This is a genomic window from Rathayibacter sp. AY1B7, from assembly GCF_002932735.1.
Taxonomy (GTDB): domain Bacteria; phylum Actinomycetota; class Actinomycetes; order Actinomycetales; family Microbacteriaceae; genus Rathayibacter.
In genome coordinates this window covers 36,779-53,112 of the sequence record NZ_PSWK01000009.1, presented here as the reverse complement: position 1 = coordinate 53,112, position 16,334 = coordinate 36,779, and the positions used below count along the sequence as shown (strand labels likewise).

The window sequence follows — 16,334 nt, the reverse complement described above, 5'->3', positions numbered from 1 at the left end:
GCCGCCGCTCCCGGGTGCGACGCTGGAGGGACCCCCTCCTCGACACGGAAGCGACGCGCATGGACTCCACCCGACTCGGCTCCAGCGGCCTGCAGATCTCCTCGATCGTCCTCGGCTGCATGAGCTTCGGCGCTCCCGACCGCGGGGCCCACGGCTGGAGCATGGGCGAGGAGGAGTCGCGGACCTTTCTCCGGCGGGCGCTGGAGCTCGGCGTCACCACGTTCGACACGGCGGACGTCTACTCCGACGGCACGAGCGAGGAGTTCGTCGGCCGGGCGCTCGCGGACTTCGCGGTCCGCGAGGAGGTCGTGATCGCCACGAAGGTCCACGGGCGGATGCGCCCCGGCCCCAACGGCGGCGGCCTCTCGCGGCGGCACATCCTCAGCGCGATCGACGACAGCCTCCGACGTCTCGGCACGGACTACGTCGACCTCTACCAGATCCACCGCTGGGACCCCGAGACGCCGATCGAGGAGACGATGGAGACGCTCCACGACGTCGTCCGCTCGGGCAGGGCGCGCTACATCGGCGCCTCGAGCATGTGGGCGTGGCAGTTCGCGAAGGCGCAGTACACCGCGGATCTGGGCGGCTGGACGCGGTTCGTCTCGATGCAGGACCAGTACAACCTGATCCAGCGCGAGGACGAGCGCGAGCTGCACCCCTTCTGCGTCGACCAGGGAGTCGGCGTGATCCCGTGGTCGCCGCTCGCCCGGGGCCGGCTCACCCGCGACTGGGACGAGACCACGGCGCGCACCGAGACCGACGTCTTCGGCGGCACCCTCTACCGCCAGCAGGAGGAGGCCGACCGGCGGACCGTCGCGACCGTCGCACGCATCGCCGAGCAGCGCGGCGTGCCCCGTGCGCAGGTGGCGCTCGCCTGGGTCCGGCAGCAGGAGGCGGTCACTGCTCCGATCGTCGGAGCCACGAAGCTCCACCACCTCGACGACGCGGTCGCGTCGCTGGACGTGGAGCTGACCGCCGACGAGCTGGAGGCGCTGGGCGCCGACTACGCACCGCGCGCCAACGAGGGGTTCTGATCCGGCCGATGCGCCACCGCTGATCCGCCCGAGCGGTCTCCGCTACGCTTCCTCTCGAAGATGACGGAAGCTCAGAGCGGGAGGCGGCATGGCGAGGAGTGCCGGGGATCCGTTGGGGGCGCGCTACCGCCTGCTCGAGCGGATCGGCTCGGGTGCCGCGGGCGAGGTGTGGCGCGTCGCCGACGCGCAGGGGCCGGACCGCGCGGCGAAGCTCCTCCGCGGTGAGCACGTGCACGACGCGGGCCTGGTCGAGCGGTTCGTCCGTGAGAGGTCGGTGCTCACCCGTCTGCTGCACCCGCACGTCGTGGAGGTGCTCGACCTCGTCGTGGAGGGGGAGACGCTCGGGATCGTGATGGAGCTCGTCGGCGGCGGATCGCTGCGGGAGCTGCTGCGGGACGAGGGCACCCTCCCGGCGGTCGATGCGCTGCCCGTGGCGGCCTCGATCCTCGACGCTCTCGCCGCCGCGCATGCGATCGGCACGGTCCACCGGGACGTGAAGCCCGACAACGTCCTGCTCGCGGAGGGTGCGGACGATGCGGGCTCCGCCGTCCGCGTCTCCGACTTCGGCATCGCTCACGTGGTCGCCGAGGGGCCGCGCGCGACGACGGGTGTCATCGGGACGCCGGAGTACCTCTCGCCCGAGATGCTCGCCACCGGAGCGGCCGGCCCGCCGAGCGACGTCTACTCGACGGGGATCCTGCTCTACGAGCTGCTGTGCGGCCGGACCCCGTTCGCGGGCCCCGGCGCCGACGTCGCGGTCGCCTACCGGCATGTCGCGATGCTCCCGCCGCCGCTGGAGCTGCCGCCGCGGCTCGCGTCGCTCCTGGACCGGATGCTCGCGAAGGATCCGGCGTCGCGGCCGACGGCTGCGGAGGCGGCGGGGATCCTGCGACGCCTCTCCCCGGCGCTGGCCGGGCTGCCGGCGCTGCCGCTCGCGGCGGGCGCGGCGGAGTTCGAGGAGGCCGAGCGCCCGGGCACGGTCCTCCGCGGGATGGCGGTGGAGATGTCGTCGGAGCCGGTGGAGGAGGGGCCCGCTCCCGAGCTCGGCCCGTCGTCGCAGGCGACCGTGCTCCGCCCGGTGCCGCGCCGCGAGCTGCGCCTGGTGGAACGGCCGTTCGAGGCTCCAGCTCGGCGGGGGCGCGGCGGACGTCTGCGGATGATCCTCGCCGCCCTCGGCGCCGGCGTCCTGCTCATCGGGGCGGTGCTCCTCGCCGTCCAGCCGCGCGGCGGCGGAGCACGGGCCTCGGCGCCGGATGCCGACCTGTCGGCCCGGCAGCAGGACCGGCCGCTGCCGACGGGCCTCGGAGTGACGCGATCGGCCACCTGGGACGCGGAGCGACGGGCCGTGGTCGTCGAGATCTCCTACTCCGCCCAGAGCGCGCCCCTCTCGGGGTCCTTCCTCGAGGTGCTGCCGGGCCCGGACGCCGCGGCGGCGTGCCCCGCGGCCAGCTGGTCCGGAGTGACGGCGGTGCGCAACCGGCCGAGCGTCACCGGAGTCGGGGTCGGCTGCGGTTGGAGCCTGACGGACCTGCACGTCCCGGCGCAGGGGATCGTCGACGTCACGGCGACCGTGCCGATCGCGGTGGCCGAGCAGAGCGCCCTGGACGGGTGGCTGGCGGCGGCAGCGTCTGCGACGGCACAGGCCGTGGCCGACCCTGCGGTCACCGGGACGGCGTATCCCGTGCAGCGGCTGCGGGATGTGCGGATCGAGACTCCCGCGCGGACGGTCGGCCGGACCCCGCTGCCGGTGACGCTGGTGCCGGTCTGGCCGAGCGGGGCCGACCCCGTGAACCCCCTGCTCGCGACGCCGTCGTCCGCGCCGGCGAGCAGCATGCTCGACGCGATAGCGGGCGGAGTGGAGGGCGTGCGGTTCAGCGACGGCTGCGGCGGCGCGGTCGCCGTGTCGTCCGACGGGCTGACGGTGACCGCCCTCACGGTGACTCCGTCCTGCGAGCTGCGCGCCCGAGTGGGCGCGTTCTCGGACCTCTCGAGCAGTCCCTTCGCGATCACCACTCGCGAGTGAGTCGACCTCTCGCGCCAGTGTCGAGCCGTCGACGCCATGCGCGCCGTCTGCGCGGTCTCGCCTCCTACCATGACGAGACATCCTCATGAAACCACGGTGGAGTGGGGAGCGGGCGGGACGGTCCCGTCCGCAGGGGTAGAAAGGTGCGACCAATGTCACGTGTTCTCTCGACCGACGAGGCGAAGTCCGCGATCCAGCAGATCCAGTCGATCGTCAACGGCGGCCTCGCCGATCAGATCAGCCGCCTCGACGCACAGGGGCGGACACTGTCCGACCCGAACGTCTGGGACGGTCCGCTGGCCTCGCAGTTCCGCTCGTCGACCTGGCCGGAGACGAAGTCGGCCCTCGAGAAGGCCAAGCAGGAGCTCGAGGAGCTGCGCAGCCAGCTGGCGACGATCTCGCAGAACATCTTCGCCGCCGGCGGAGGGAGCTGACCGGCCGTCCCGCCCCTGCGTGCTCCGGCGAGCGGGGGCGGGACGTGCTCGTCGTCGCCGCGCTCCTTCTTCCGCGCACCTCCATCGGTGCGTCTCGGAGTGATCGGAGCGCTCTCGAGGAGGACGCGCCGATCGACTCGGTGGCGGAGGCGCGATCACCCGCCCGAGGGCGCTGATCAGCCGCCGTCCGCCGGCGTCGGCGAGACCGACTGCACGAAGTGGATCTCGCCGTCGAGGCTGACGAAGCCCCGGCCCACCGTGGGCGGGACGGGGAAGCGCCGCGGGATCTGCGCGCCGAGGAGAGTGCCGTCGTTGTCGACGTCGGGCTGGAGCAGCAGCACGGAGCGGGAGGCCGCCGCCTTCTTCGTCCAGTTCCCGAAATGGCTGCGGAGCTCGCTCGACCGGCCGGCCAGCACGACGCAGAGTCCCGGGCGACCCGACGAGACCAGCCTCATCAGCGCCTGGTCGGTGTCGTCCCAGCGCTCGGCGTCGTCGAGGAGGAGCAGCACGGGGCCCTCCTCCGTCGAGAGCGACGCGAGGAGGGTGCGGAGCTCCTCCGCGCCCACGGCGAGTCGGTCGAGGTCGGCGCCCCTCAGCGGGGAGCGTCGATCGCACACTCCCCAGACGGCGACCGAGCCGGCGGCCCGCGCCGCCTCGGCCAGGGCGAGCAGCACGGTCGACTTGCCCGATCGGGCGGGTCCGGCGATGACGACGTGCTCGCCCTCGAAGACCTGGAACGCCAGCGGGGCGAGGTCCGACTCGCCGAGGCCGATCGGGAGCAGCCACGGCTCGCGATCGAAGCGGGCCTCGATCCCGAGTGCGCTCACGGCGACCCTGTCGGGAAGCGTGCCGACCGTGCTCGTCCTGCCGCGCGCATCCGGCCAGGCGGCCGCGAGCTCGGCGATCGCGTCGTCGAGACCGGCCCTCGGAGTCGCGACCTGCGTCTGCAGGAGCGACGAGGTGATGAAGCAGCGCCCCGGCACCGCTGCCGGCGCCTGCACCGGCTTCACCCCGGCGGCGGCGTAGTCCTGCGGGTCGGCGAGGCGGAACAGCCACTTCTGCGTCGTGACCTCCTCCATCACCGAGGGGATAGCCCTCGCCCGGGTGCTCGTCACCGCGAAGTGCAGGCCGAGCTCCGGTCCGTCGGCGTAGGCGTGGGCGAACGCCTCCATCAGAGCCAGGCCCTCCCAGTCCTGGAACTCGTCCTTCAGAGTCGCGAGTCCGTCGATGAGCACCAGCGCACGCCGGTGGCCCCCGGGCGATGCTCGGCGCCGGCGCACCTCGTCGCGCAGGTGACGGAGGAACCGGGTCTGCTTCTCGTGGGATCCGCCACCTGCTCCGGCGTAGGAGACGGTGTGCGGGAGTCGCGCGAGCGGGGCGGAGTCGCGGGAACCGGCATCGAGGACGTAGAGGTCGAGCTCGTCCGGGGGGAAATGACGGGCGGCCGTCAGTGCGATCGACGCGAGCGCCGTGCTGGTGCCGCTGCCGGGGATGCCGATGAGGAGCAGGTTCCCCTCGCCCAGATCCCAGCCGGTCGGCGACCGGCGCTGCCGGTCGGGGTCGTCCGAGAGTGCGACGTGCAGGACGTCGCCGACGACGCGACCGAGGTCGGACTCCTCCGCACCGAACCCGCTGAGGGCCACGGCGTCCTCGAGCGGCTCCGGCCAGATCGGGCGGGGAGGGCCGAAGCCCGAAGCGGCGTCCGCCTCGACCACCGCGTCGATCAGGAGGTCGAGATCGGTCGGGGCCGTCTCGTCGGCGGCGACCGGGGAGGGGCCCTCGACGGGGACGCCCGTGGGTCCGACCGGGCGGACCTCGATCGCCTCGACGGCCGCCGCCTCCGCGCGACCGGTGACCAGCGCCGTCTGGACGGGCGAGATGTCGTTCTGGCCCCGCTTCACGTACGCCCGGCCGGTCTGGGAGCGGGAGATCCCGGCCGCGCTCGCGACTCCGATCACGTCGGCGGAGTCGTCCCGGCTCTGCACCCGGAGGGCGACGCGGAGGTTGGTGTTGGCGAGGATGTCGTCGTTCACCACTCCGGCCGGACGCTGGGTGGCGAGGATCATGTGCACGCCGAGCGTCCTGCCGACCGCGGCGACGCTCACGAGGGACGTCAGGACGTCGGGATGCTCCTTCGCGAGAACGGCGAACTCGTCGACGACGAGCAGGAGCCGCGGCATCGGCTCCGGCGGCGAGGTGGCCCAGTACGCGTCGAGGTCGTCGACACCCTCGCCGGCGGCGGCGAAGAGCCGCTGACGACGCCGCATCTCGGCCTGGAGCGAGCGCAGCGCGCGGTCGGCGAGCTGGGCGTCGAGGTTGCTGATGGTGCCGATCGTGTGCGGGAGCCGCTCGCAGGACGCGAACGCCGCACCCCCCTTGAAGTCGATGAGCACGAAGGTGAGGCGCGTCGGATCGTTCCAGGCCGCGAGGCCGGCCACGAAGGAGCGCAGGAACTCGCTCTTGCCTGAGCCCGTGGTGCCGCCGACCAGGCCGTGCGGGCCGTCGGCGACGAGATCGAGCACGAGCGGACCGTGCTCGGACGAGCCGACGGGCGCGCGCACGCCCCGGGCGCTCGACCACCACCCCCGGACGTCCGCAGCGGTCGGACGATCGGCGCCCAGGAGCGGCGGCAGCCGCACGAGCGCGGAGAGGGCCGCCCCCGCGGTGACGAGCTCCGGGTCCTCGAAGCGCGCCAGGTCGCGCGCACAGCGCTCGGCCGTGGAGGAGGCGAGACCGGCGAGCACCACGTCCTCGACGGTGATCCGCTCGTCGGGCCGGGAGAGGAGCGCCGAGGCGTCCGCTCCGACCCGGACGACGACCGTGCAGGAGGCGGGGAGCTGCTCCTCCGACGCCGCGAGGACGAGGCCGGAGATCCGGGTCGCCGCCTCGCGCTCGCCGCGGCCGAGTCCGAGGAGTTCGCGCGCCGGAGCGGCGCGTCCCTCGGTCAGCACGTCGGAGTCGAGCACCAGGAGCACGCGCGGCGAGTCCTCGTCGCGGAGGGCGCGGAGGAGCTCGGAGCTGCGGTCGCGCCGGTCGGAGAGGCGGCGTCCGCCCCCGGGCAGACGCGTGTGGGGGAGCCAGGAGGCCCAGCTCCAGTCGGAGTCGCGTCGCCGGTCGCAGAACACCCCGATCGCCAGGTCGGCCGGACCGCAGTGGACCGCCGCCTGGCAGAGCAGGCTCCTCGCCAGAGCGAGGCCGCCCTCGCGGTCGCCGACGATCCCGACGACGCCCGAGTCCGCGAGATCGATGGACACCGGCGCGCTCGGGACGACGCTCACCGCGAGGATCGCGCGCACCTCCTCCTCGAGCCGCGGCACTCCGCGCTGATCGAGCGGGGGAGACCACGGGACGTCGCCGACGCCGATGTGCAGGCGGAGCACATCGGCGGAGGTCGCGCGCCGCTGCCACAGCGACGTGGCGGGCAGCGCCGCCCGGCGGATCGTCGTCGCCGGGTCGGGCGCGTCCTCCTCGAGGCGGGCCCGTTCGACACGCGCGGAACGGGCGATGGCGTCGCGGAGCGTCTGCAGCGCCTCGCCGTAGCGCTGCTCCTCGGACCGGGTCGCTCGGGCGTGCCGGTGCCGCTGCTCGAACCACATGCCCACCCCGGCCACGGGGCTGAGCGCGGCGAAGAGGGCGTAGCGCGCATCGCCCATGATGAGGACCATCGCGAAGGCGAGGACGAGCGGCGCGGCGACGGTGATCACGCTGAAGGTCGTGGCGGAGGCGATCTCGAGGCGGGCCGGCGGGACGACCGCCTCGCCGGCCGCCGGACGTCCCGGTCGCGGCGGCCGGTTGAAGGGCACGGTCGCCGTCGCGGTGACGTTGTCCGTGCTCCCCGGCTCGGGCGCGAGGAGCTCGGGAGGCGCGGGGCGCAGGCGGAGAGCCGCCCCACCGGCGATCACGACCACGGCGTCGGAGACCAGGACCCCGTCCCCCGTCGCGGAGACGCCGTCGACCAGAGTGCCGTTGGTGCTGTCGGCGTCGCGCACCCGCAGGCCGTCGCCCTCGCGGGTCACCGAGAAGTGCTCCCAGGAGGCGCTCGCCGTGTCGAGGACGACGTCGGCGTGCGGGGAGCGGCCCACGATCAGCGCACGGCCCCGCGGGATCTCGACCACGGCTCCCGCGCCGAGACCGCCCGACAGCACGGCCGTCCACCCGCGGGCCGCGGCAGGTCCGGGCAGGGGGGAGCGGGCGATCCGCGTTCCCTCGAGCAGCAGCAGATCGGCCAGCCGGGTCTCCACAGGGTGCAGGGCGGTGTCGACGGCGAGGGCCGTCCCGGGCGGGAGGCGGTGCCCGGTGGCGGTGGCGATCAGCTCGCCGAGTGTCGCGGAGTCGCGGTGGCGGCCGAGGTCGATGTCGGAGCGGGTGCCGTCGAGGTCGAGGAGGAGTCGCACCGGGGGCTCACGGTCGGGGCTGTCCGGCGAACCAGAGCAGCGGCGGGTCGGCGGGCCGCAGGCCGAGGCGCTGCGGCGAGGAGTGGAGGGGGAGTGCCGGGGCGTCCAGAGCGTGCGCGGCGCCGAAGTCGAGCGGCGGACCGGCGAGCCCGTCCGCCGCTCCGATCGTGCATCCCCGGAGTGCGGCGGCGACCGCCGAGGGTGCCCTGCTGCCTGCGACGGCCGCGGCTCGCACGAGCGCCACGACGGCGTCGTGGCTGGGGGCGTCCGCGACCGCGGCGAGATCGCGGAACGCGCGGTCGTCGAGGAGGGTCGCACGCGCGGCATCGTCGGCGGTCATCCGTACGGCCCCCAGGAACGCGGAGGCCGCGCGTCCGCGCTCGTCGCCGCGGAGGGCGACCGCGTCGCCGGAATCCGTGCCGATCGTCGTCAGATCTCCCGAGAGGGTGCCTCCGGCCGCGGCCAGGGCGGGAGCGAAGGCGGGGCTCAGCGCGTCGGGCGTGAGCAGGATCGGGACGGACGCCCCCGCCGCCTGCAGAGCGGCGACCGCCGTCGCCTGCGCCGCGGCGGGGCCGGACACGACGACGCGCTCGACCGCCGGCTCGCCCTCGAGGTGCGGGCGGGCGGCGGTGATGATCACGTCCGCGGCGGCGCCCGGATCGGCGGTCACCGTCGCGGCGGGCGAGAGACCGGTCGGGGTGCCTCCACCGGTGTCGACGAGGAGTACCCGGGCGCCTCCGCCGGCCTCCTCCACGAGTGCCGCGTCGGCCGAGGCGGTGTCGGGTCCGAGGGACCAGACGCCGTCGCCGGGCAGGGCGGGGCCGCCTCCGTACGGGAGGACGGCCGCTGTCCCCGCTGCCCGAGCGGCGTCCACGGCCGCAGCGGTATGGGTGCCGTGGGTCGCGAGGACGAGGCCGGACACGCCCTGCCCCGTCAGCTCCTCGACGGCGGCGCGGGCACCCTCGGGCGTCCCGTGGTCGTCGACGGCGACGAGACCGATCTCGCAGCCGCCCATCGCTGACCGGTGCGCTGCGACGACGGCACCGTTCGCCGCGTCCCTCCATTCCGCGCCCTCGCCCGGAGCCGAGCTGAGCGACACCACCACCCCGAGCGTCAGCTGCTCGGGCACCCGGGCGCACGAGAAGCCGACCGGGAGAGCGGCGACCTCCGTCATCGGGGCGGACTGCGGGGGCAGGAGGGAGACGAGGGCACCGCTGACGCCGAGGAGGGCGACGGCGCCGCCGATCAGCATCGGGCTCCGTCGGGCGGTGCGGGAGTGCTGCGCCGCGCGCCTGCCCAGGCGGGTCATCGCTCGTCCCCGATCCGGAAGGAGTAGACCGTCCGGGTCCGCGTGCCCTCGGGCAGGTCGAGGTGGAACGCGGGAAGCTCATCCCCGGCGCGGAGGGAGGCCCGCTCCTGGGCCTGCGCCAGCAGGATGCCCGAGACGTCCTCGGACCGCACCGCGGCGTAGCCCCGTGCGCTCTGCGAGGCGAGGGCGAGCTGCACGTCGGCGGTGCCGACCTTCGCGGCACTCGTGGTCATCGATCCGAGCAGGCCGGAGCCGCCGACCGTCCGGTCGCCGAGGTCCAGGAGCACCTTGTGCAGATCGGCGGCGAGGAGCGCGGCGGCCGCGTCGGTGTCGCGGGTCGAGGCGTCGATCGTCGTCGCGATGCCGGCCAGGGAGGCGCGCGTCCGCTCGGAGACGGCCCCGCCGATCCGGGCCTCCGCGGTGCGGAGAGCCCGGTGCCCGGCGTCCACCGTCGCTGCACCGTCGGAGCGGATGCCGGAGGAGGCCGTGCGCAGGCTCGAGACCGACCGGTCGAACATCGCGACGACCGCGTCGGCGTCGGCGCCGGAGCGCGTCGAGATCCGCCGCACCTGCTCGTCGAGGAGTGCGGTGACCGCGGAGGCGGCGGCCGTGTCCGTCTCGGCGAACGCCTTCTGGATCGCCGGTGCGAGAGCGTCCTGCTGGGCGCCGAGAGCGTCGATGCGGGTGCCGAGGGCGTCGCGCTGAGCGGTCAGCGCGTCGACGCCGGTGCGGAGGGAGGCGAGCAGGCCGGTGAGGCGTGCGTCGTCCGAGCCGGCCGTCGCGCCGGCCTCGGCCATGCCGCTGCGGACCGTGGCGAGCGCGGCGCGCAGGGCGGCGAGGTCGGCACTCGCGCCGGTGCTGCCGACGGTGGAGGCGACGGCGGTCCACGCGTGGACCTGGTCGCTCAGCCGGTCGGCCAGGGGGGCCGGATAGCCGTCGGGAGCGTCGAGGCGGCCCGCGCCGGAGCAGGGCGTCGCGGTCAGGTAGGCGCGGAGCTCCTCGACGGAGCCCCGGGTCACCTCCACGGGTGCGCGCATCGGGCGCCCGGTCGGCGTGGGTGCGGCAGCAGGGGACTGTGTCGCCGGCGACAGCTCGCAGAGCCGATCGGCCAGCTCCTGGTTCTGCGCCGACAGCGACCCCGTGCTGGTCGGCGTGCCGAGCTCGTCCAGGGCGGTCGTGGCGGCGGCGCCGACCGAGGCGACCGTCGTCTCCAGGCCCGCGGTGTCCGCGTCGAGCTCGTCCAGCGTCGCCGACAGGGCGGCGAGCGCCCGGGTGACGGATCCCTCCGGGTCGGCCAGGGTGTCCACCGAGGCCGACGCGGCGTCCACCCTGCTCGCGAGGGCGGCGAACCCGGCCTGCACGCCGTCCATCAGCTCCGGCTGCAGGGAGTCGACGAGGTCCTGCCCGCGATCGAGCATCCCGAGCAGCACGGTGTCGACGGCGGCTGCGGAGGCGGCGAGGGAGCATGTCATCGAGGGTGCCGTGCAGGTCTCGGCGGAGGGCTGTGCCGGCCCCGCGGCAGCACGGAGAGCCGCGATGACCTCGTCGCGGCAGGACTCGGCCGCGGTCCCGTACGCGTCGAGCTCGGCCGTGAGCCGTAGCAGCTCCGAGTGGATCGAGCCGGTGCGGCCGCCGTCGACGGCGAGTCCGCATCCGCTGCCCGAGACCGTCGGCGGCGGCACCGCGGCCGATGTGTCGCCCAGCAGGGCGTCCACCGCGTCGATCGCCTCGGACAGCTGCGCCAGCAGGCCGGACTCGGTGCCCGAGACCGTCGACGACAGCTGCGCCCGGAGCGCGCCGAGCTGCCCGGAGAGGCTCTGCATCGAGGCCGCCGTCGAGGCGGCGCCGGCCCGCAGCTCCTCGGCCGTGCGGACACCGAGAGTCTCGGAGGTCGCGTCGAGCGAGGCCCGCACCTCGGCGACGGTGGTGCCGGCCTGCGTCAGCAGGTCGTCCACCGCGGTGACGACCTCGATCGTGCGGCGCTCGAGGGCGAGCGGCGAGGCGTCGGAGGAGTCGAACGCGGCGCCCAGCGCCCCCTCGGTGGTCGGGTCGGTGCTCAGGCCGGGCTGGACCGCCAGGTCGAAGGCGGGGACGGCGAAGTCGGCGACGTCGGCGACGAGGGTCAGCGTCGCCGTCGCGCCACCGCCCGGGGGAGCGAGGAGAGCGGCCCACTGCACGACGGCGTCTCCGTGCTCGTCACGGCTGAGCACGCCGTTGGTGACGGCACCCGACTCGCTCTCGGTGACGACGCGACTCGGCGGGACGCCCGGCAGGACCGCGGAGGCTGCGATCGTCAGCGGAGCGCCGACGAGTGCACTGCGGCGGGCTGCACGACCGGCCGCGTCGAACGCGACCTCCTCGAGCCGGACCGTCAGGTTCTCCACCGCGAGCGAGATCTCGATCCGACCCGAGCGCCCGGCGAGGTCGGCCGGATCGGTGCCCGAGGCTTCGGCGGTGCGCCACGAGGGCCGGACACGGACCGGCAGGTCGGCGGCGACCTCGGGGGGATCGTAGACGGTGGTGGTCGCCGAGGTGTCGGACGGGTCGTCGCCGACGGCGAGGGCCGTCCCCTCGATCGCACGGACACCCCCGTCGGACGAGACGGCGACGGACACCGCCTGCAGCACCCTGGCGGTGGTGAGCGCCGGCTCCGGTGGCGTGCAGCCCGCCAGTACAGCGGCCACGACCGCGATCGCCGCTCCGGCCTTCGTCCTGCGAGCATTCGAGCGCACCCTGACCACCCCTCGTCCCGACGGGGCACCGGGCGGTGCCGCTCACGTCGACATGAGAGATGCTCGCAGATGAGCGGAACCCCGAGAGCCGGTGGCGCGCGATGACCTGCACCGCGCGCCCCGGGGTCAGACGATCTTCAGCTTCTTACGGAGCGCCTGCACGTGCCCGGTCGCCCGGACGCCGTACTGCGCGAACTCGAGCGCTCCCTCGGCTCCGACGACGAACGTCGAGCGCAGCACGCCGACGACGGTCTTGCCGTAGAGGCTCTTCTCGCCCCACACCGCGTACGCGCGGTGCACGGTCATGTCGGGGTCGCTCAGCAGCGGGTACGCGATGCCCTGGGCGTCGGCCCAGCGGCGCAGCGCCTCCGGGGCGTCCCGCGAGATCCCGAGGACCTCGTAGCCGGAGTCGCGGAGGGACGCCGCGTTGTCGCGGAAGTCGCAGGCCTCCGTGGTGCAGCCGGGGGTGTCGGCCTCGGGGTAGAAGAACAGGATGACGCGCCGTCCGCGGTATTCCGTGAGCGAGACGGGCTCGCCGTCCTGGTTCGGCAGCGTGAACTCCGGAGCGGAGTCGCCGACGGCGAGGCGCGCCTCGGCGGGGAGGGGGGAGAGGTCGGTCATCGTCTGCTTCCGTCGGTCGTGGCGAAGGTGGTCAGGAGGCGCTGGAGCGAGTCGAGGCGCTCCGGTCCGCTGGCGCCCAGCAGTCCGCCCTCGACAGCCTCGATGATGGCGCAGTCGGGGGAGTCGGGCAGGTGCGTGCAGCCGCGCGGGCAGTCCCGGGCGATCACGGCGAGGGTCGTGAACGCGCCGAGGATGTTGTCGGTGTTCACGTGGCCGAGTCCGAACGAGCGGACGCCGGGGGTGTCGATGACCCAGCCGTGCCGGTCGCCGCGCTCCACGCGGAGCGAGACGGTGGAGGACGAGGTGTGCCGACCGCGGCCCGTCACGGTGTTCACGCGCCCGATGGCCCGGTGCGCGTCCGGGACGAGCTTGTTCACGAGGGTGGACTTGCCGACTCCGGAGTGCCCGACGACCACGGTCTCGTGGCCGAGGAGGGCGTCGGCGATCTCGTCGACCGGCGGCTCGTCCTGGCTCGAGAGGAACACGCGGAGGTCGAGCCCCTCGAAGTTGCGGAGGAACGGGGCCGGGTCCGCGAGGTCGGTCTTGGTGATGCAGAGCATCGGAGTGATCCCGGCGTCGAAGGCGGCGACGAGGTAGCGGTCGACCAGCCGGGTCCGTGGCTCGGGGTCGGCGGCGGCCACCACGCAGAGCATCTGGTCGGCGTTGGCGACGATCACGCGCTCGATCGCGTCGGTGTCGTCGGCGCTGCGGCGGAGGAGTGTCGACCGCTCGCGGATGCGGACGATGCGCGCGAGCGTCCCCTCGTCGCCGCTGGAGTCCCCGACCACGTCGACGCGGTCGCCGGCCACGATCGCCTGGCGCCGCAGCTCGCGGGCCCGGGCCGCCGTGAACTCGTGCTCCTCGGGCGTCCCGTCGCCGATCATCACCGTGTAGCGACCCCGGTCGACGCCGAGCACCATCGCGATCTCGGCGTCCTCGTAGGCGGGCCGGTTCTTGGTCCGGGGCTTCGTGCCCTTCGGGTTCGGGCGCACCCGCGCGTCCGACTCGTCGTACCCGTCGAAGTCGTCGAGAGCACCGTCGGCGTCGAGGCCGCTGTCCGTCCACCACGACACGGGTCAGACCGATCCGGCGAGGGTCGTCCACAGTTCCGGGAACTGGGGGAGGGTCTTCGCTGTCGTCGCGACGTCCTCGATCACCACGCCGGGGACCACGAGGCCGATCAGGGCGCCGGCGTGGGCCATGCGATGGTCCGAGTAGGTGCGCCAGCGGCCGCCGTGGAGCTCGGCGGGCTCGATGCGCAGACCGTCCTCGAGCTCCGTGACCCGGCCGCCGAGGCCGGTGATCTCGGCGGCGAGGGCGGCGAGGCGGTCCGTCTCGTGGTGACGGATGTGGCCGATCCCGGTCAGGGTGCTGGGAGTGGAGGCCAGCGCGGCGAGGGCGGCGAGGGCGGGGGCGAGCTCGCCTCCCTCCGACAGGTCGAGGTCCACGCCCAGGATCTCGTCGCCGCCGGTGACCACGAGGTCCTCGCCGTCGCGCTCGACGCGGGCGCCGAACAGCGGCAGGATCCGCTCGAGGTGCGCCCCGACCTGCGTGGTGACGGTCGGCCAGTGGCGCAGCCGGACGCGGCCGCCCGTGACGAGGGCCGCAGCGAGGAACGGCGCGGCGTTCGAGAGGTCGGGCTCGATCAGCACGTCGGCGCCGGCGATGGGCTGCGGCGCGACGGTCCACTCGCCGTCGGCGGGCGTGCCGACCTCGACGCCCCGTGCCGCCAGTGCGGCGACGGTCATGTCGATGTGGGGCCGGGAGGGGACGGCGCTGCCCTCATGGCGCAGGTGCAGTCCCTCCTCGAAGCGGGCGCCGGCCAGCAGGAGCGCCGAGACGAACTGGCTCGACCGCGAGGCGTCGACGACGACGTCGCCGCCCCGGACGGCCCCGGAGCCGTGGACGGTGAAGGGGAGCGCGCCGCGGCCGTCGTCGGCGACGTCGACGCCGAGCGCGCGGAGGGAGGCGATCGTCGCCCCCATCGGCCGCTTCGCCGCGTACGCGTCGCCGTCGAAGGTGGTGGGGCCGAGCGCGAGGCCGGCCAGCGGCGGGACGAAGCGCATCACGGTGCCCGCGAGCCCGCAGTCGATCGTCGTCGAGCCGAGCAGCTCCTCCGCGGGCTCCACGACCAGGTCGGCGCCGAAGCCGCCGGTCGAGCCGGACTCCCGGATCGTGGTGCCGAGCGAGCGCAGCGCCTCGATCATCAGGGCGCTGTCGCGGGAGTGCAGCGGCGCCCGCAGCGTGGAGGGTCCGTCCGCCAGAGCGGCGAGCACCAGCTCCCGGTTGGTCAGCGACTTGGAGCCGGGCAGGCCGACCTCGGCGTCGAGAGCGCCGGCCGCGAGGGGTGCGGGCCAGGCGTCGTCGCCGGGGAGCGCACGGGCGTCGCCGTACGGATCGAACTCGGGGGCGGAATAACGCGAGAAGACCATCGGTTGTCAGGATAGTCGGCGCGCAGGGCGTCGTCAGGAGCGTGACGGAGGCGGAGCATGACGGCAGCACCCCCGGTCCTCCGGAGCAGCAGGCCCGTCGCCCGGAGGCGCCCTCGTGCCGCAACCCCGGTCGTCCGCCGCGCCGCCGCTCTAGAATCGCTCGTGATGACTCGCGACGACGAACCCCGCACCACCCCCGCCGACGAGGCTCCCGAGCCTGCCGACGCGGAGCAGACGATCGTGGAGACCGTCGAGGAGTCGCTGGACGACGCCCCGGTCGAGGCTCCCGTCGATCTCCGCTCCCTCTTCGAGCAGCAGGCGCTGCCCTTCATCGACCAGCTCTACGCGGCCGGTCTGCGGATGACGAAGAACCCCTCCGACGCGCAGGACCTCGTGCAGGAGACGTTCGCGAAGGCGTTCGGCGCGTTCCGCCAGTTCGAGCAGGGCACCAACCTGAAGGCCTGGCTCTACCGCATCCTCACGAACACGTTCATCAACTCGTACCGCAAGAAGCAGCGCGAGCCCTACCAGAGCGCGATCGACGAGCTCGAGGACTGGCAGCTGGGCGGCGCCGAGTCGACCACGGCCACTTCCAGCCGCTCGGCCGAGGCGGAGGCGATCGACCACCTCCCCGACACCGCGGTGAAGGAGGCGCTCCAGGCGATCCCGGAGGACTTCCGGCTCGCCGTCTACTTCGCCGATGTCGAAGGCTTCTCCTACCAGGAGATCGCGGACATCATGAAGACCCCCGTCGGGACCGTCATGAGCCGGCTGCACCGCGGCCGGCGCATGCTGCGCGAACGACTCACCGACTACGCACGCGAGCGCGGATTCCGCGCCGCATTCACTTCCGGGAGCACGAAATGACCGACAGCGGCTGCACGAAGGCGAAGGCCGAGCTCGAGGAGTACCTCCACAACGAGCTGTGCAAGGAGGACGCCGCCGACATCCGCGAGCACATGGCGGGATGCGTCGACTGCGCCGACGAGGCGAAGGTCGGCGTGGTGCTGACGGTCGCCGTGCAGCGTGCGTGCAAGGAGACGGCGCCGGAGGACCTCCGCGCCCAGGTGCTCGGCATGCTCCGCGACGAGCACGCCGCGCACTCCCAGGCGCCCGCCCGCCTCTAGGCGCCGCACGACCCGGGGAGCCCCGGCCGTTCGAGACCTCCCGCGCACCGCGGGCCCTCGAAGGGCCGGGGCTCCGTCGTGTCCGGCGGCCTCCGGGTGCCGCGGCACCCGCACGTCGCGCGCGCTCCTGCCGGTCTCTGCGGGCCTGCGGTCAGGCACGGTCCGCCTGCAACGCGACGGGCCCGCCGGAACACGAAGTTCCGACGGGCCCGACGGCGTCGTGCG

11 protein-coding genes are annotated in these 16,334 nt (G+C 74.4%); 5 read left to right on the top strand and 6 right to left on the bottom strand.

Features of this window, described 5'->3' with window-relative positions; translation table 11 throughout:
* Positions 1–59 precede the first annotated feature (59 nt).
* The 3 genes from C5C95_RS06990 to C5C95_RS06980 all read left to right on the top strand — a co-directional run bounded on the left by C5C95_RS06990 (position 60) and on the right by C5C95_RS06980 (position 3,494).
* Positions 60–1,037 (top strand): aldo/keto reductase, encoded by a 978-nt coding sequence (locus C5C95_RS06990; protein ID WP_104257096.1) that lies wholly within the window; start codon positions 60–62, stop codon positions 1,035–1,037.
* 88 nt (positions 1,038–1,125) lie between these two features.
* Positions 1,126–3,060 carry a serine/threonine-protein kinase gene (locus C5C95_RS06985; RefSeq protein WP_104324121.1) on the top strand — a complete coding sequence of 645 codons (1,935 nt, stop codon included), beginning with the start codon at positions 1,126–1,128 and terminating at the stop codon, positions 3,058–3,060.
* A gap of 152 nt (positions 3,061–3,212) precedes the next feature.
* On the top strand, positions 3,213–3,494 hold the full coding sequence (locus C5C95_RS06980) for a pyrophosphorylase (RefSeq protein ID WP_104224124.1): 282 nt from the start codon (positions 3,213–3,215) through the stop codon (positions 3,492–3,494).
* A gap of 176 nt (positions 3,495–3,670) precedes the next feature.
* Here the strand turns inward: C5C95_RS06980 and C5C95_RS06975 are convergent, their stop codons facing one another.
* The 6 genes from C5C95_RS06975 to aroA form a co-directional block, all read right to left on the bottom strand.
* Complete coding sequence (locus C5C95_RS06975; RefSeq protein ID WP_104324120.1) at positions 3,671–7,888, bottom strand: FtsK/SpoIIIE domain-containing protein; 4,218 nt, start codon at positions 7,886–7,888, stop codon at positions 3,671–3,673.
* Between the two features lie 7 nt (positions 7,889–7,895).
* Positions 7,896–9,197, bottom strand: a complete 1,302-nt coding sequence (locus tag C5C95_RS06970) for an ABC transporter substrate-binding protein (RefSeq protein ID WP_104324119.1) — start codon at positions 9,195–9,197, stop codon at positions 7,896–7,898.
* Positions 9,194–11,929: a hypothetical protein gene (locus tag C5C95_RS06965; protein ID WP_146087063.1), complete on the bottom strand. Its 2,736-nt coding sequence runs from the start codon at positions 11,927–11,929 to the stop codon at positions 9,194–9,196. The genes C5C95_RS06970 and C5C95_RS06965 overlap by 4 nt, the downstream gene beginning before the upstream one ends.
* A 126-nt stretch (positions 11,930–12,055) precedes the next feature.
* On the bottom strand, positions 12,056–12,550 hold the full coding sequence (gene bcp / locus C5C95_RS06960) for a thioredoxin-dependent thiol peroxidase (protein WP_104324117.1): 495 nt from the start codon (positions 12,548–12,550) through the stop codon (positions 12,056–12,058).
* The gene (gene rsgA / locus C5C95_RS06955; protein ID WP_104224119.1) at positions 12,547–13,623 is read right to left on the bottom strand and encodes a ribosome small subunit-dependent GTPase A; all 1,077 of its coding nucleotides are present in this window, start codon (positions 13,621–13,623) and stop codon (positions 12,547–12,549) included. Before rsgA ends, bcp begins: the two co-directional genes overlap by 4 nt.
* Before the next feature lie 3 nt (positions 13,624–13,626).
* Positions 13,627–14,982: a 3-phosphoshikimate 1-carboxyvinyltransferase gene (gene aroA / locus C5C95_RS06950; RefSeq protein ID WP_104283374.1), complete on the bottom strand. Its 1,356-nt coding sequence runs from the start codon at positions 14,980–14,982 to the stop codon at positions 13,627–13,629.
* A 165-nt stretch (positions 14,983–15,147) separates the two neighbouring features.
* On the opposite strand from aroA, the gene C5C95_RS06945 reads away from it, so the two are divergent.
* Both C5C95_RS06945 and C5C95_RS06940 read left to right on the top strand, forming a co-directional pair.
* On the top strand, positions 15,148–15,849 hold the full coding sequence (locus C5C95_RS06945; protein WP_104224117.1) for a sigma-70 family RNA polymerase sigma factor: 702 nt from the start codon (positions 15,148–15,150) through the stop codon (positions 15,847–15,849).
* Positions 15,846–16,109, top strand: coding sequence for a zf-HC2 domain-containing protein (locus C5C95_RS06940; RefSeq protein WP_104224116.1), 264 nt, complete (start codon positions 15,846–15,848; stop codon positions 16,107–16,109). The genes C5C95_RS06945 and C5C95_RS06940 overlap by 4 nt, the downstream gene beginning before the upstream one ends.
* The last annotated feature ends 225 nt before the right edge of the window (positions 16,110–16,334 follow it).

Excerpts from the sequence above, each read along its gene's own strand:
- C5C95_RS06990 (WP_104257096.1), top strand. The coding sequence starts at position 60 with ATGGACTCCACCCGACTCGGCTCCAGCGGCCTGCAGATCTCCTCGATC.
- C5C95_RS06985 (WP_104324121.1), top strand. The coding sequence starts at position 1,126 with ATGGCGAGGAGTGCCGGGGATCCGTTGGGGGCGCGCTACCGCCTGCTC.
- C5C95_RS06980 (WP_104224124.1), top strand. The coding sequence starts at position 3,213 with ATGTCACGTGTTCTCTCGACCGACGAGGCGAAGTCCGCGATCCAGCAG.
- C5C95_RS06970 (WP_104324119.1), bottom strand. The coding sequence starts at position 9,197 with ATGACCCGCCTGGGCAGGCGCGCGGCGCAGCACTCCCGCACCGCCCGA.
- bcp (WP_104324117.1), bottom strand. The coding sequence starts at position 12,550 with ATGACCGACCTCTCCCCCCTCCCCGCCGAGGCGCGCCTCGCCGTCGGC.
- aroA (WP_104283374.1), bottom strand. The coding sequence starts at position 14,982 with ATGGTCTTCTCGCGTTATTCCGCCCCCGAGTTCGATCCGTACGGCGAC.
- C5C95_RS06945 (WP_104224117.1), top strand. The coding sequence starts at position 15,148 with ATGACTCGCGACGACGAACCCCGCACCACCCCCGCCGACGAGGCTCCC.
- C5C95_RS06940 (WP_104224116.1), top strand. The coding sequence starts at position 15,846 with ATGACCGACAGCGGCTGCACGAAGGCGAAGGCCGAGCTCGAGGAGTAC.